This is a genomic window from Haloferax sulfurifontis ATCC BAA-897 (assembly GCF_000337835.1).
Taxonomy (GTDB): domain Archaea; phylum Halobacteriota; class Halobacteria; order Halobacteriales; family Haloferacaceae; genus Haloferax; species Haloferax denitrificans.
On sequence record NZ_AOLM01000011.1, the window covers coordinates 16,770 to 31,798 of the forward strand.

General features: G+C 67.3%; 16 protein-coding genes. 8 read left to right on the forward strand and 8 right to left on the reverse strand.

Annotation, left to right across the window (positions count from 1 at the left end; genetic code table 11):
• Positions 1–110 precede the first annotated feature (110 nt).
• Positions 111–314 carry a DUF5800 family protein gene (locus tag C441_RS06470; RefSeq protein WP_007274390.1) on the forward strand — a complete coding sequence of 68 codons (204 nt, stop codon included), beginning with the start codon at positions 111–113 and terminating at the stop codon, positions 312–314.
• Between the two features lie 78 nt (positions 315–392).
• Here the strand turns inward: C441_RS06470 and C441_RS06475 are convergent, their stop codons facing one another.
• The 3 genes from C441_RS06475 to C441_RS06485 all read right to left on the reverse strand — a co-directional run bounded on the left by C441_RS06475 (position 393) and on the right by C441_RS06485 (position 2,388).
• Positions 393–1,079, reverse strand: coding sequence for a dolichyl-phosphate hexose transferase (locus C441_RS06475; protein WP_007274391.1), 687 nt, complete (start codon positions 1,077–1,079; stop codon positions 393–395).
• A gap of 70 nt (positions 1,080–1,149) precedes the next feature.
• Complete coding sequence (locus C441_RS06480) at positions 1,150–1,509, reverse strand: hypothetical protein (protein WP_007274392.1); 360 nt, start codon at positions 1,507–1,509, stop codon at positions 1,150–1,152.
• 123 nt (positions 1,510–1,632) lie between these two features.
• Positions 1,633–2,388, reverse strand: coding sequence for a ribonuclease H-like domain-containing protein (locus C441_RS06485; RefSeq protein ID WP_007274393.1), 756 nt, complete (start codon positions 2,386–2,388; stop codon positions 1,633–1,635).
• Positions 2,389–2,495: 107 nt separating this feature from the next.
• On the opposite strand from C441_RS06485, the gene C441_RS06490 reads away from it, so the two are divergent.
• The 3 genes from C441_RS06490 to C441_RS06500 all read left to right on the forward strand — a co-directional run bounded on the left by C441_RS06490 (position 2,496) and on the right by C441_RS06500 (position 6,058).
• Positions 2,496–3,200, forward strand: coding sequence for an SOS response-associated peptidase (locus tag C441_RS06490; RefSeq protein ID WP_007274394.1), 705 nt, complete (start codon positions 2,496–2,498; stop codon positions 3,198–3,200).
• Between the two features lie 1,372 nt (positions 3,201–4,572).
• A complete protein-coding gene (locus C441_RS06495; protein WP_007274395.1) occupies positions 4,573–5,019 on the forward strand; it encodes a DUF5805 domain-containing protein in 447 nt (148 codons plus the stop codon).
• Positions 5,009–6,058, forward strand: coding sequence for a tyrosine-type recombinase/integrase (locus C441_RS06500; protein ID WP_007274396.1), 1,050 nt, complete (start codon positions 5,009–5,011; stop codon positions 6,056–6,058). The genes C441_RS06495 and C441_RS06500 overlap by 11 nt, the downstream gene beginning before the upstream one ends.
• A gap of 71 nt (positions 6,059–6,129) precedes the next feature.
• On the opposite strand, the gene C441_RS06505 is transcribed toward C441_RS06500, so the two are convergent.
• Entirely contained in the window at positions 6,130–6,513 is a 384-nt protein-coding gene (locus C441_RS06505) for a RidA family protein (RefSeq protein WP_004970631.1), read from the reverse strand.
• A gap of 188 nt (positions 6,514–6,701) precedes the next feature.
• Here C441_RS06505 and C441_RS06510 point away from each other — a divergent pair, with 188 nt between their 5' ends.
• On the forward strand, positions 6,702–7,322 hold the full coding sequence (locus C441_RS06510; RefSeq protein WP_049920483.1) for an ArsR/SmtB family transcription factor: 621 nt from the start codon (positions 6,702–6,704) through the stop codon (positions 7,320–7,322).
• 42 nt (positions 7,323–7,364) lie between these two features.
• A complete protein-coding gene (locus tag C441_RS06515; protein ID WP_007274398.1) occupies positions 7,365–8,324 on the forward strand; it encodes a hypothetical protein in 960 nt (319 codons plus the stop codon).
• Positions 8,325–8,339: 15 nt separating this feature from the next.
• On the opposite strand, the gene C441_RS06520 is transcribed toward C441_RS06515, so the two are convergent.
• The 3 genes from C441_RS06520 to C441_RS06530 all read right to left on the reverse strand — a co-directional run bounded on the left by C441_RS06520 (position 8,340) and on the right by C441_RS06530 (position 12,342).
• On the reverse strand, positions 8,340–9,236 hold the full coding sequence (locus C441_RS06520; protein WP_007274399.1) for a hypothetical protein: 897 nt from the start codon (positions 9,234–9,236) through the stop codon (positions 8,340–8,342).
• A 76-nt stretch (positions 9,237–9,312) separates the two neighbouring features.
• Positions 9,313–11,355, reverse strand: a complete 2,043-nt coding sequence (locus C441_RS06525; RefSeq protein ID WP_007274400.1) for a hypothetical protein — start codon at positions 11,353–11,355, stop codon at positions 9,313–9,315.
• Positions 11,356–11,508: 153 nt separating this feature from the next.
• On the reverse strand, positions 11,509–12,342 hold the full coding sequence (locus C441_RS06530) for an MBL fold metallo-hydrolase (RefSeq protein ID WP_007274401.1): 834 nt from the start codon (positions 12,340–12,342) through the stop codon (positions 11,509–11,511).
• Positions 12,343–12,607: 265 nt separating this feature from the next.
• On the opposite strand from C441_RS06530, the gene C441_RS20500 reads away from it, so the two are divergent.
• Together C441_RS20500 and C441_RS06535 are read left to right on the forward strand one after the other, a co-directional pair.
• Positions 12,608–12,730, forward strand: coding sequence for a hypothetical protein (locus tag C441_RS20500; RefSeq protein ID WP_268237526.1), 123 nt, complete (start codon positions 12,608–12,610; stop codon positions 12,728–12,730).
• Between the two features lie 177 nt (positions 12,731–12,907).
• A complete protein-coding gene (locus C441_RS06535; protein WP_007274403.1) occupies positions 12,908–13,357 on the forward strand; it encodes a TIGR00725 family protein in 450 nt (149 codons plus the stop codon).
• A gap of 28 nt (positions 13,358–13,385) precedes the next feature.
• Here C441_RS06535 and C441_RS06540 read toward each other — a convergent pair whose 3' ends face one another.
• A complete protein-coding gene (locus C441_RS06540; protein ID WP_007274404.1) occupies positions 13,386–14,990 on the reverse strand; it encodes a hypothetical protein in 1,605 nt (534 codons plus the stop codon).
• Between the last annotated feature and the right edge of the window lie 39 nt (positions 14,991–15,029).

Below are 15,029 nucleotides of genomic sequence, written 5' to 3' on the forward strand. Positions count from 1 at the left end.
ACACCCGTGCCGTAATAAACCGTCCGCAAGACAACCGTCAGACACGACGGAGGCCACCGGTTTCCCGGCGACGACGCGTATTTAACTACGCGCGGGATACAACGAGAGGTATGACGATTCTCTCTTTCGACGACGACGGCGTAGACGTGGTCTACGAGGGAACGGAGTTCCGCCTCGAAAAAGCGCTCATCGAGGAGGCCATCGGGAAGTCCTACCCCGACGTGACCGACCACGAAGTGCTGAAAATCGTCGAGAAGGAACCCGCGCTCTCCGGCGAACCCCGGCGCGTCCGCGACATCCTGAACTCGTCGTAGCCGCCCGCTGAACGACCGACCGGAACGTCCGTTTCTCCCACGTATCGCTCTCGAACCACGCGCGCCCGCCGCGCGAACTCAGAACCGAAGCCGTTCTTCCAGACAGACTTTGACGATGGACTTCCCGATGGCCGCGCCGCCGGCGAAGGGGTCGAGTTTCGTCTCGCCCGCGCGCTCGCGGTAGGGGATGGGAACCTCGGCGATGCTGTAGCCGCGCATCGCGGGGCGGATGAGGAGTTCGGCGGACAGCCCCGTGTTCTCCGTCCACTCGATGTCGTGGAGGAGTTCGCGGCGGTACGCCCGCATCCCGGTGGTCGTGTCGTGGACGGTCGCGCCCATGAGGAAACTTGCGAGGCGAGCGAACGCGACGTTCCCCGCGCGGTTGAGCCGGGGCATCGTCTCCGCGCCCGTCGTGATTCGGTCGCCGGAGACCACGTCGTAGCCGTCGTTGATGAGGTCGAGGAACTTCGGGAGATACTCCATCGGATAGGTGTCGTCGCAGTCGGTCGTGACGACGACCGGGCGGTCGGGCGCGAGCACCGCGGCCTCGACCGCGACGCCGTACCCCTGCGGCTCCTGTTCGATGACGCGCGCGCCCATCTTCCGGGCGATTTCGGGCGTTCGGTCGTCGGAGCCGTCCACACAGACGACCTCGGCGCGCCCGTCGGTAATCCGGTCGATGTCGGCCAACACGGACCCGATAGCCTGCTCTTCGTTGTACGTCCCCATCACGACCGCGAGGTCGTCGAAGGTGAACTCGGTCATTGGACGGGGTTGTCGACGGCCGCTCTTGAGCGTTTAGGTTTGCCAAAACCGGGGCGGTTCGGGTCCGACGTTAGCTCAGTCCGCGGGAGTCGGGCTGGTCTTCCAGCTCTTTGGCGTGGTCGACGAGGTAGTCCATGAGGCGGGTCGCCGACGCCTCCACGTCGCCGAGTTCGTCGCTGGACTGCCCGCTGACGCGGACGGAGAGTTCGTAGAGGTCGAGTTCGACGTGCGGGACGGTCTCGTCGCCGTTGCCGTTGCCGTTGCCGTTGTCGCGCTCGTCGGTGCCGCCGTCCGCCGCTTCGACGGCCGCGTCGGCATCGACTGGCTCATCGCCGTCGGTCGTCTCGGTCGCCTCGGCCGCGTCGTCGGACGGCGGGGTCGAATCGGCGGGGTCGTCCGCCTCGGGGTCGGCGTCGGGGTCGTCGGTCATGTGCGGCGGGTCGCTTCGGGGGATGAAAAAAGCGCGGGGTTCCGGCACGCTCGATCGGGTTGGCTCGTCGCCCGACCGCGAGCGCGAACACGGCTCGGCGACCGATTCAGGCGAGTTCGGGATTCAGCCGAGGTCCGCGTCGAGACCCTCGCAGGCGCGGTCGTGGAGGCGGCCGGTGACGGTCTCCATGAGGCGTTCGAGGTTGACCGCGTCCTCGCGGTTGTACGAGACGAGCGTGTCGAGCGACGACTGGTCGCCGCGTTCGTACTCGTGCCAGAGGCGGACGGCGTCGCGCCCGGAGATGTCGGGGCGGTCGCGGTCGATGCCGACGTCCTTCTCGATTTGCTTCAGCCCGCCGGTGAGGTCGAGCGTCCGGCACGGATACATGAGGTCGACGTGCGGCACGTCGATGGAGACGTCGAACGAGGATTCGAGAAACGGCACGTCGAAGCGCGCGCCGTTGAACGTCGCGATGAGTTTCGCGTCGACGAACTGCTCGCGGAGGGCGTCGGCGGTCAGGTCCTCGCCGGTGACGAGCGTCGTCGTCTCGCCGTCCTGATAGAACGAGACGGTCGTCACCGAGTCGCGCTCGGGCGAGAGGCCGGTCGTCTCGATGTCGAAAAAGCACGTCTCGTCGCGGAAGTTCTCGTACAGTCGCCAGCGCTCGCCCGAGGGGAAACAGTCGTCGAAGAACCGCGAGTTACCGTCGTCGAGGTGGGCGGCGGCGTCGGCGATGAACGTCTCGATTCGGTCGCCCGTCTTCGCGCCGACGAGCGAGGCGTCGAACTCGTCCCAGTGGGTCGACCCGGCCCGCCAGAGGTTCCGCTCCGTCCGCTCGCCCACGCCGCGGACGGGGATGAAGCTGTTCTCGATTCGCATGTCCGACAGGGGGGCGTCGGCGACCCTAAATGCGTCGTCTGCGGCGACGACACGCGTCCGGCGTCCCCGCCGCGGGCGTTTTACCCGCAGGGCGCGAAGCCGGAGATATGTGCGGCCGCTACACGCTGTTTACCCCGCCCGAGGAACTCGAAACGCGGTTCGACGCGACGCCGACGCGCCCGCTTTCGGCGCGGTACAACTGCGCGCCCGGCCAGGAACTCCCGGTCGTGACCAACGAAGCGGACGACGAGTTCCGCTTCCTCAAGTGGGGGCTCGTCCCCTCGTGGGCCGACAGCGCCAGCGTCGGCAACGACCGAATCAACGCCCGCGCGGAGACCGTCCGGGAGAAGCGGAGTTTCGCCGACGCCTACGAGGCCCGCCGGTGTCTCGTTCCCTCGGACGGCTTCTACGAGTGGGTCGACCGCGGCGGGCGAAAACAGCCCTACCGCGTCGCCTTCGAGGATGACCGCCCGTTCGCCATGGCCGGCCTCTGGGAGCGGTGGACGCCATCGACGAAACAGACCGGTCTCGGCGACTTCGGAAGCGGCGGCCCCTCGCGCGAACAGGAGCCGCTTGAGACGTTCACCGTCGTCACGACCGAGCCGAACGACCTCATCTCCGAGCTCCATCACCGGATGGCCGTCGTCCTCGACCCCGAGGAAGAAGAGACGTGGCTCCACGGCGACCCCGACGAGGCGGCGGCGCTCCTCGACACCTACCCCGACGACGAACTCGCGGCCTACCCCGTCTCGACGCGGGTGAACAGCCCCGCCAACGACGGCCCCGAACTGATAGAGCGAGTCGAGGCGTAGCGCGTCGGGTGAAATCGCCGGCGTTCGACCGTCTCGGCGACTTTGACGCGAATCGGCTGGGTTCGACAGGACCTCGAATTTCCGAACTCGGTCGAGCCCGAGAACCGAGATTGTGTATAGCGATATGCGGTATACAAGTCTCGAATCGGACAGTCGGGCAAGCCGACAGAGACCGAAACGCTCGGAGAATCAGCGATTGAGTCGAGCTAACGCGGAAAATCGGAGTTCAAAGAGTCGATAGTGTCGGCCGTCAACGCCGCAAGCGACAGCCACGTCGCGCTCGCGTCTCGGGTGGTTCGTATCGCAGTCGGAAGCACAGGTAGTTGGGGGGCACGGCCACGACTCGGTTGTGCAGACGGAGTGCGGCGTCGCATTCGAGATTCGGGGCGGTCCGCTCGACCGAGTCACCAGCCGAGAGATGGTTCGCTCGAACGGGTCGTCGCCGCAGGACGAGCGAGTCGTCGAATCCGGCCGTGAGCGAGAGCCGAAACCCCGGATTCACGCGACCCCATCAGGACGGCCACAGCGCGCTTGAGCGCCGCTTCACCTGAGATGAGACCATGCCCGTGTTACTGTGCTCACCGCGAAGACGAGGGCTGTGAAGGCGTCAAAAGAGACCGAATCGAGCCGGCAAGGACCTCGGTTGGGTTCGTCTTCGAGTGGGTTCGAAACGGCGTCACCCGAGCGGTTGCGTGTTCGAATCAGACAACACTCACTGGAGTTCTTCGAGATAACACCCACATAATGACAGACGAAATCAGTTCAAAAAGAAGTCCCGTCCGACGACATATATTCACAGGAAAATATCGGATATAATCGGTGAAAATACCGGTTTCGCTCTAGTTGAAATATAGTCGTTCGAGAGAACACGAATGGCGCGTCGCCCCGCGAGTATATTTCTGAGAAAATAGGCAGAAGATATATTCGGAATAATTCCATTTACAGTAGAGGTAATAAAACAGAGGCAGAACCACCGCATCCAGATTGTATAATAGTTCAGTAAAATCGGGGATGAAATAACGAAACCCGTGTAAGTGGTTCTTCCATGCGCTACTCGGAGGGTAAATGACGAGAGAAGTGCCATCCAAAAATTGGTTGTCGTCACAGAAAAGAGACGGTACTGTGCAAAATCAACCTACTAGAAGCAACAGAATACTGGCCGATTCTCAGATTCGCTCGAAACGCCCGAAATCGGCGTTCTCCGGGAGAATTTATTATCCTGAATAGTGCATGTAAACTACCGAAAACACGATTGCAGTATTCAGGATAAGCGTATTTAGCCGCCGAAAATCTGCATGTACTGCTCAGGATAACTTCTCTTATTCTGAACTGTGCCGGTAGATTGAATATCGATCCCCGTGTCGACCCGTTCATGAGCGATGAGGTCGACCGCGCGACGGTGCAAACCTACCTCCCGGCCCACCAGAAGGCCATCTGGAAGGACCACGCGGACCGACTCGGGATGAGTCAGAGCGAATTTGTCAGAACCATGGTACAGGCCGGTCGGCGCGATTTCGATGTCCCTCCGAGAGGCGATGAAGCGACCACAACCCCCGGGGTCGAAGGGGTGGAAACGGGGCTCCAGAACGACGGTTCAAATCAGGACGGTGGGAGCGAAAATAACGGTGAGTTCGAGGCTCGAATCGTCGAGGCGCTCGCGACCGATTCGCACCGGTCGTGGGACGACCTCGTCGCGGCGCTGACCGACGACATCGAAGACCGCCTCGAATCGACGCTTCAGAAGTTGCAATCGAGGGGCCGAGTCGTGTACAGCGGGCGACACGGCGGCTACACGCTGGCGGAGCGCGATGGCCGCTGAGCGACCCGCCGACGCGGAGGACCCGGTCGGCTACTTCCTACAGGATATGACCTATCACGGGAAGACCGACCGGACCCGCGCCGCCTACGAGCGCGTCCTCCGGGCGTTCGAGTCGTTCCTCGGCGACCCCTCGCGGAACCCCTCCGGGACCGCCCGTTCGGTCGACGACGCGACCCACCGCGACTGCATGGCGTGGATACACACCCTGCGAAACCGGGATGTCGCGCCGAGCACGGTGGCGACGTACGCCTCCTACCTCCATCGGTTTTACGCCTACATGGCGCAGGTCGGCGCGTTCGACTCCAACCCGATGAGCCTCGTGATGGAGGAGATGGACGAGCGCATCGACACCAACCCCGCCCGACGGGAGCTCTCGGTCCCGCAGATGCGGGGGTTCGTCCGCGAAATCGCCCATCCGCTGGACCACGCGCTGGTGGTCACCCTCCTCAAGACCGGGATGCGCGTCGGCGAACTGTGCAACCTCGACCTTCGAGACGTGTCGCTGGCGGCGGATACACCATTGGCCGGTGTATCGACCCGCGCCGCGCTCGACGGTCGCGGGCCGTCGATGTACGTCGCCGCCGACCCGAGCGTCGGGAGCATCACCAACGGCGAGGAGCGAACCGCCTCGAACAAGCGGAAGCGGTCGACGGTCGTCCCCGTCGACGACGAACTGGAAGACGTTCTGCTTCGCTGGCTGGCGGTTCGGCCCGATTCGCCGTCTCCGGCCGAACCGCTTTTCGTCGGTACCGCCTCGGGGTGGGGTCAGCGACTGGACCCCGACGCCGTCCACCACGTCGTCACCGCTCACGCCGCCGCCGCCGGCTGGTACCGGGCGGGCGGCGACCGCGAGGAAAACGTCACGCCGCACTACTTCAGGCACTTCTTTACGACCCACCTCCGGGACCGCACCGGCGACCGCGGCATCGTCAAGTACCTCCGCGGCGACGTTGCCGGCGATATCATCGACACGTACACCCACAACTGGGGCGACAGAGTGCGCGAAACGTACGAATCGAACATTTACTCGCTCCGCTGAGGAGCGCGCTCGCTGTTCGAAACGCGACTTGTAAACTGTATCTCGCTATATCGAATTTGTGGGTGAGCGACCTATCGCTTGACGCCCGTCGCCTCGATTTGGACGGCGGCGTCGTTCGGGAGTTCGGAGACGCCGACGACGGTCATCGCCGGCCGGCGGGCGGCGAAGTAGGCGTCGTAGGCCGACTCGATGGCGTCGATTCGGTCGAGGTCCGTCGTGTAGACCGTGGTTCGGAGCACGTCGTCCAAGTCGAGCCCCGAGCGTTCGACGGCCGCTTCGACGCGTTCGAGCGCGCTCATGGTCTGGCTCTCGACCGACTGGTGGTCGTCGGCCGTCGCTTCCGGTTCGGGGTACTGCGCGTCGAAGAAGACGAGTTGCAGGTTCCGCTTTCGGGCGCCGTAGCCGGCGGTCGCCTTGAAGTGGTCGCTCTCGTATCGGACCGCATCGCCGTTCATACTTGTTCCTCCGTGGAATTCGTTCGACTCTGGTTCACGGTCGTACTACCCCGCGAGCGGCCATCGCCGTGTCGCCAGCATGTACTAATCCACACAGACGTTCGTCGTGTCCAATAGAGCGAGGCTCAAACGGGCGCTTGACTCATACCGGCCTCTTTATCGGCGAAGCGAGAACGTCGGCCGAGACCGTGAGTTCGTTGCTCCCGCTGAAACCCGCCGCCGCATCGGTTCGAGACCGGGCCCTGACGCCGCTTCTCGTCGAACTCGACGACGACGACGCGGACGAGGTCCTGTCGGCGCTCTCGTCGGCCACCGCGAGGCGGCTCCTCGCCGCCGTCTACGACGACCCGCGCCCCGCCTCCGAACTGGCCGACACACTCGACACGACGCTCCAGACCGTCGGCTACCACGTCGAGCGACTGGTCGACGCCGAGTTGATAGAGCCCGTGGCGACGTGGGTCTCCGCGCAGGGCCGCGAGATGACCGTCTACGGCCCGACCCGCTCCGCCGTCGTTCTCTTCGCGGGCGCGGAGCGAACCGAATCGAAGCTCTCGTCGGGCCTTCGGACGCTCGTCACCGGCGTCGGTGTCACGCTGGTCGGAAGCGTCGCCGTGCAGGCGCTGTGGACCGCGCGACAGCCGCAGGTCAGGTACGCCGCGCCGGCTCCGGCCGCTCCCGTCCCCGAACCGGGCGTCGCGGAGTTCGTCTCCGCCTTCCTCGCCGGTCCCGGCGCGCTCGCGTTCCTCGTCGGCGTCGTCCTCGCCGTCCTCGTGAGCCTCGGCGCGGTCTGGACTCAAACGCGCGTTTGAGCCACACACAGGGGGAAGTGACCCCGACTCGTTGGGATAGCTGTGCAACGACGAACCCTCCTCGCCGCGGCCGGAACCGGCCTCGCGGCGGCGCTGACTGGCTGTACCGCGAGTGCCGGCGACGGCTCCGACGGCTCTGACGACGGAGACTCGACGACTGAATCGACCTCCGACCCGACGCCGACGCCCGAACCGGTCGAAGCCGTCTCGGTCGCGACCGGCGAACGCCTCACGACCGTCGTCGGCGACGGACCCGCCAGCGACGACGGGGTGCTGAAACCGCACCACGTCCGCCTCGAAAACCCGACCGACGAGCCGTGGACCGCCCGCATCGACGTCTCGCGCCCGCTCGGGGCGGGGCACGTAGAGACCTACGAACTCGCCCGCGACGCGACGGTGACCGTCTCGCTTCGGGTCCCCGCCGACTACGACGTGACGGTCACCGACATCGACTCGGACGCCGCGGCGACCGACTCGGTCGGGCCCGACGACTTCGACTGTAACCGCTCGTGGACCGCGTTCTCACCCGGTGACGGCGGTGTCTCGGTCTCCGGCGGGTCGACGCAGATGGCCTGCGGACCCCGCGTGGTCGCGGCAGACGACGCGGTCACGGTCGCGCTCGGCGACGGGTCGCTCCCGACCGAGTCCACGAAGCCCCACGGCCTCGCCGTCTCGAATCCGACCGACGCGGCCGCAGTCGTCGAGTTCGCCTACGAGACGCCCGCGGGCGCGGTGGCGTTCGGCGGCACGTACCGCCTCGAACCCGGCGCGCGAGTCGGGGCGTCTTTGACCGAGGCCCGCGAGGTCACGCTTCGCGTCGCTCGGCGGAGCGAGTCGGGCGAGGAGGCGACCGAGACGGTCACCGTCGAACAGTCGCAGTTCGACTGCAACGCGTCGAGCACGACCGTCTCGCTCACCGACGACGGCGGCTTCGAGTCGCGGACGCTCTCGACGCTGATGTTCTGCGGCGACGCGGAACCGAAAAACGAGTCGTCGACGTAGGGCGTCGACCAGCAGTTAGACCTTCAGTTCGGTCTCCAACTCGGGCGACGCGATGGCCCGTTTGACCGTCTCCGCGGCCGGCGTCGCCTCCGCGACGTTCTCCATCAGGACCGTCTCGCTCGGGAACAGGTGTTCGCCGAGGACGAGGCCGTGTTCGCGCGCGGTCGACCCAGTCATCGTGAGGTAGACTCCGAGACCGGTTTCCGCGATTGCGGCCTCCTCTTCGGGCGCGTCGTCCGGGTACGCGAACGTCACGTCGTCGAGACACCGCGTGCCGAGGACCGCCTCCACGAGGCGCTCGTAGCGCGGCGAGATACACAGGTCGCCCGCGTAGTTCGCGACGAAGTCGCGGTCGAGTTCGGAGCCCGGCGGGAGGAGTTCGGGGTCGGCCATGAGCGTGTGATAGACCGTGTCGCCGAGGCCGGAGACGACCCGAACGTCGGTGTCCATCGGGTCGATGCGGGCGTTCACGTCCTCGATACTCCCGAGGCCCTCGGGGCGGAGCTTCACGACCTCTTCGAGCACGAGGTCGGCGCTGTCGAAGCCGAGGCCGAACTCGTGGGTCCGCAGGGCGCGGAACGGTTCCTCGCGCCCGACGAGGTGGATGTCCACCCCGTCGATTTCGAGGACGACGCTGTCGAAGACGATGCGCCGCGGCATGCCGTCTCGGTCGTCGCGCAGGAGCGTGTACTCCGGCGCGGCCGGGTCCGAGAGGTCGCTGTAGTCCGCGAGTCGCTCGTACACGTCATGTTCCGGCTGGGTATGGCCCTTCGTGACCGACTTCTCGTATCGGAGTGTCGAGGTGATTTCGTCCGCCACCTCGGCGATGCTCTCGGTCGTGGCGAACCGTTCGAGCACCGCTTCGAGGGGGCGACCCTTTCGCGGAACAGCGACGCGCACCGTCTCTGTCATCATCGGAACGTCGGGACGGCCCGCTAAACAGGTTGCGCTTCGGGAAAACGTCTCTCGGAAGCGTGCCGCGGTCGGGCTACTCCGCGTCGCCGTCGCCGCCATCGCCGCCGGCGGCCGGGCCGCCGCCCATACCGGTTCCGAAGGCTCCCGCGAGGCGCTCGCGGAAGGTTTCGAGTTCGGCGACGGTGTCGTTCAGCTCCCGGATGTCGTCGCGCAGGGCGTCGATTTCCTCGTCGGCCGCGGCGTCTTCGACGCTCGCTTGAACGTCTGCGAGGCGCTCGTCGAGGGCTTCGCGCGTCTCCACGATGTCCCCGTCGAGGTCGGCGATGTCCTCGCGGATGTCGCCGACTTCGGCGTGGAGCGTCGAGGCCTGCTCGGTCGCTTCCGCGGCGCTGTTTTCGGCCCCTTCGAGCCGGTCGACCGTCTCGTCGAGCCGACCGGAGATGTCGTCGAGGCGCTCGCGGACCGTCACGAGTTCCTCCTCGCGCTTGGCGAGCGTCTCCTCGACGCTGTCGAGGCGCGCGGAGCCGGCGTCGATGTTCCGCGAGGCGGTTTCGAGCCGCTCGTCGTGGTCCTCGAACCGACCGTCGTGGTCGTCGAGGCGGCCCTCGACGGCCTCGAACTGCTCGTTGTGGGATTCGAGCCAGCCGTGGTGGTCGTCGAGCGTACCGTCCGCGGTTTCGAGGTCGGACGCGAGGCCTTCGAGCCGGCCGTCGTGGTCGTCGAGGCGACCTTCGGCGTCCGCGACTCGGGTGGCGACGCGGTCGGAGCGCTCGTCGACTGCGGCGATGGTCTCCTCGGCCGCGTCGAGCCGAGAGGTCGCGTCGTCGACCGACTCGACCGCGCCGTCGACCATCGAGTCGAGGGCGTCGAGGTCCTCGCGGAACGCGGTCATCTCGGCGCGGAACTCAGAGACGAGTTCGCTCCCGGTCCCCTCCTCGTCGATGAACTCCGCGAGCGCGTCGGAGTACGCCGCGAGGTCCTCCATCTGCGACTGAAGGCGGCGGATGCGCACGTCGGTGCTCCGGCGCGTCTCGGCGTCGACCGCCTCGCGCAGGACTTCGATGTCCTCCTCGTCGGCCGCGCCGGACCGAATCTCGGCGGCGAGCGCGCCGACGAGGCGGCCCGCGTCGGTCGCGGGCGCGCTTCCGGCCGGAGTCGTGTCGTCGTCCACACCCGATTCGCCGGCCGACGACTCGGCGTCGGCTTCGACATCGGCGTCTTCGGCGACTTCAGTCTCGACCTCGGTATCGACATCTGGCTGTTCGAGGTGCGCGGTCACGGCTGGCGCGGTGTCGGTGGCGACCGCGCGCGGGCCGGTCGGCTCGGCGGGGTCGTCGTCGGCTTCCCCGTCGTCGCCGAGCACGTCGGCGTCGGGCGAGGGCGCAGGGACCGACTCGTCGTCGTCGGCCGTCTGGGCCCCGGACGCGTCAGCGTCGGGCGTCGCGTCGGATTCTCCGTCCTCGTCGTCTCCGCCACCGAAGGCGGCCGCGAGGTCGCCGTCGCTCGGCTCGTCGCCGCGGGCTCCCGCGTCGGCGGTCGCGGCCGCGTCCGTCTCGGCGGCAACGGTTGCTTCGGCCTCAGAATCGGCGTCCGCGGGCGCGTCGAGGACGACTTCCCCTTCGTCCTCTCGGTCCGCGTCGGCGTCGGACGACTCGTCGCGGGGCGGGTCGCGGTTGCCCGCGAGCACGTCCCGGACGATTTGACTGCGGTCTTCGCCGAGGATGTCGTCGATGTCGTCGGGGTCGATGCCGCCGTCCACCGGGATGCGTTCGAGCGTCGGCTCTTCGAGGAAATCCGTCTCGTCGTGGCCGTCGGTGATGCGGATTCCGTAGACCGTCACGAGTTCCTCGCCGGGGTCGAGCGTCCGCTCGTACTCGACGCGGTGGTCCTTGTAGGCCGTCCAGTTGTCGCTCTCGAAGTCGGGGTGGAACCCGACGCTCTCCATCGGGAACGACTCCGGGATGCGGTCGATGACCCGGATTCGGGTCGCCTCGTCTCGCGTCGAACTGATGACGAACTTGATGGCGGGAACGGGAAACTCGTCGGCGGCGAAGGTCTTTTCGACCGTGACCTCGCCGTCGGAAACCGATGTAACCCCTTCGGACTCGCGGCTCATGGCCGCCACTTTCCCGACATCCATTATAAAACAACCGGGGCCGCGAAGTCGCCTCGCCGCCGTCTCTCGATTCGACGGTTTCGGTGCGGTGACTGTCAGCCGTCGACGACCGTCGCGGGGACGGCCGCCCCCGAAATCGGCTCGGGAGCGACCTCAGAGGTCGACGCGGTCGCCGATTTCGACGAGTTCGAGCGAGCGCGGGGCCTCGAAGCTCTTGGCGTGGTGGTGCAGTACCTTCGGGTCGGAGGTCAGCCCCTTCCACATGTCCCAGTGGGTCGGGACGAGGCGGTCGAGGTCGAGGTCGCTCGCGGCCTCGATAATCTGGTTCTCGTCGTTGTACCACTTCGTGCGGACCGGTTCGCCCGTCTCCTTGTCGGGGATGTTGCCGACGGTGCCGAACGCGAGGATGCCGAGGTCGAGGTCGTAGCGGTCGCCGATGTCGGCGAACTCCTCGGCGGGCTTGGTGTCGCCGCCGTGGATGAACGTGCCCGACTCGTGTTCGAAGACGTAGGCGACCGGATGGCTCGCATCGGGGTCGTAGGCGGGTTCGACGTGGACCGTGAACTCGCCGACGTCGACGCTGTCGCCCTCCGTGACCTCCTCGAACTGGTCCTCGGAGAGGTCGTAGTCGTCGAACCACGCCTCGTCGTCGTAGGCGACCGAAAGCGAGTCGTCGGGGGCGACGAACGTCGCGCCCGTATTTTCGAGGATGGGCGCTTGACTCGGGCCGTGGACGTGGTCGGTGTGCTCGTGCGTGGCGAGAATCGCGTCGGCCTCGGTCACGTCCTCGGGGTCGAACGGGACGGGAATCATGCGGACCGTCCGCGGCGGGTCGCCGATGCCGACGTACGGGTCGACGAACACCGTCGTCCCCTCGCTACCCTTGATGACGAACCCGTTGCATCCAAGATACCAGATGGCCACCGTCTCGGGGTCGGCCGCCTCGACCGCGCGCGGGAGCCAGTCGCTCCAGTCGCTGACTGTCATAGAGACGTGTCCTCACGCGGGGGGACTAAGCGTTGCGCTCTCCCGTTGACTCGCCGCGGGCGTTCCGCACTCGCGCCCTCACGCCCTCCCGCTCTCCGTGCCGTACTCCCCGCCGCACGGACGGGTTCGAACGTGAAATCTACAACAATTACGTGAAATTTGCGATAGAATCGACTAAGGTTCGAAATAGTTTGAGGACATATGTGGTGTATAAGGTGGTACTCGGACAAGATATTTAATGTGCAACCTCATGCTATTATTCACCATGTCAGGAACTCACAAGCAAACGGCGAACTTCTCTTCGATGGCTCGGACGATGCGCGCGTGCGGTGCGTGGGAGGCGGTCTCCCCGCTGGACGACGGCTCGCGGCGAACGGACGAGTTCTGACGCGACCGAAAACACTAGTCCGACTCCGGTCGGGCGACGCGGCCCCGCACTTATCTTCTTCGACGCGGTCCGATACCACATGAGCACGGACGTTAGCCGCGGTATCGACGAACCCCGAGTCGACATCGACACCGACACCGCCAGTGACATCCGCGAACGCCGAGGGGAGGTCCCGCCGTGCGCGTGAGCGTCGTCGGCGGGAGCGTCGTCCCCGCCCCGGTCGAGACCATCGCGGAAGACCTGGGTCGCCTGCTCGCCCAGCGCGGCCACACGGTCGTCTGCGGCGGCCTCGGCGGCGTCATGGAAGCGGCCTGTCGCGGCGCGAAGGACGCCGGCGGCACGACCATCGGCGTCCTGCCGGGCGAGGACCGCGACGAGGCGAACCCCTACGTCGACGTGGCCATCGCGACCGGGCTCGGCCACGCGAGAAACGCGCTCGTCGCGATGAACGGCGACGCGGTCATCGCCGTCGACGGCGGCGGCGGGACGCTCTCCGAAATCGGCTACGCCAACGTCTTCGACCGCCCGACGGCCGGAATCAGAACTCAACAGGTCGGCTCGCTGGACGGGTTCAAGCCGTGCGACTCGCCGGAAGCGGCCGTCGCGTTCGTCGAAGACGCGGTCTGAGAATCCAGTTCTTTCGGGCCGTTCTGTGCTACGCGTCGGCGACGCCCTCGTCGCGCTCGACGCAGTCGCGGAGCAGGTCGTCGACGACGGTCTCGCGGAACGACTCCCAGTCGGTCGTCGACGCCCACAGCCGGCCCGCGTCCGTCGGTTCGAGCGCGTCGCGACCGCGCTCGCGCTCGCGCGTCGCGACGAACCCGTTCGCGGCGAGTCCCTCGACGGCCACGTCGAGCCGCGGGGCGAGCGCGTTCGAGAGCCGCTTTTCGAAGCGGTCGCCGGTCACGCTATCGCGAGCGACGCCCACGCAGAACGAATCGAACGCCGACCACGTCTCCTCGTCGCGCGCGCCGGCGACGATGCCGTGGTGTTCGGCGCGCTCGCGGAGTTCGGCGGCGACCGCGCGGCGCGCCCGCGGGCGAGAGCGCGGCGGCCCCGTGGCGAGGACGGACAGCACCGCCGCTTCGAGATCGCCTAACGGTGAGAGCGCGTGGGCGTCGAGTTCGAGGGCCGACTCGCCGGTCGCCGGGCCGGAGTCGTCGAGTTCGGAGAGGGTCGTCGCGGCCGCCGTGGCCCGCTCGGAGAGGTCGGCCGTCCGCTCGGCGACCGGGCCGGCGGCGGCCGAGAGTTGCGACCGGGCGTCCAGATAGGCGTCGAGGTGCGCCTCGAAGCGGTCGAGCGACTCGAACAGCTCGATGGTCGCCCGGTCTTCGAACTTCCCGAAGCGCGCCTCACAGCTCGTCCGGAAGCGCGCAACCAGTTCGTGGGGGTCGTCTTCGACCGACGCGAGCAGGCGGCTCTCGGTGTCGAGCCACTCGTCGAGCGCGTCGAGGACCGCGTTCGGGTCGCGCGTGTCTTCTGGGTCCGGGCGGGGGGCCTCCGACTCGACGAGGTCGGCCAGTTGTTCGCGGGCGCGGCCGACGTAGGAACTCATCGCGCCGAGCGGCGAGTCGCCGCCGGAGCGCGCTCCGCGAGCGCCCGCGGGGCGGCGGACGCGGGAGTTCGGACGGGACGGGCGCGACTCGCCGCTGGCCTCGGCGAGCGCGTCGCGCAGGTCCGACAGGGCAATGCGGAGCGGCCGAGCGACGGCCGCGGCCGCGGGGCCGTCGGCGACGCGCCGGAACTCGGCGAACGCGTCGGACGCGGCCTCGACGTCGGCGACGAGCGTCCGGAGGTCGTCGATGGCGTCGAGGTCGGGGCGCTCGGTCGCGGGAATCGTCAGGAGCGAGACGGTGCCGCGGCCGAGTTCGCCGCCGTCGACGAGGGCGGTTCGCGCGGCGTAGAAGGCGGCGGCGACCTGCGGCGGCGCGCCGGCGAGGTTCACCCGCACGTCGCCGTCCGCGGCGGCCTCGCGGAGCAGGTCGGCCGTCGCGGCGTACAGTTCCTCGAAGGAGGCGGTGAAGGGGAGCCGCGCTTCGTCGAGCGTCTCCCGGCCCGCGAGCCGTTCGGAGACGGCTTTCGCGGCGCGGGCGCTCGCTCGCGGCGCGCCGGGCGCGCAGTCGTCCGGGTCGCGACCCTGCTCGGGGTCGGCCTCGTCGCGGACCAGCCGAACCCGGTCTGCGTCGACGTCGGCGGCTTCGAGCGGGGTGACGACCCGCTGCACGTCGAGTCCGAGGACGGAGAGGTGGGTCGTCGGCATCTGTCTGACCAATTCGCTACCTGTACCCTGAATGTTGTG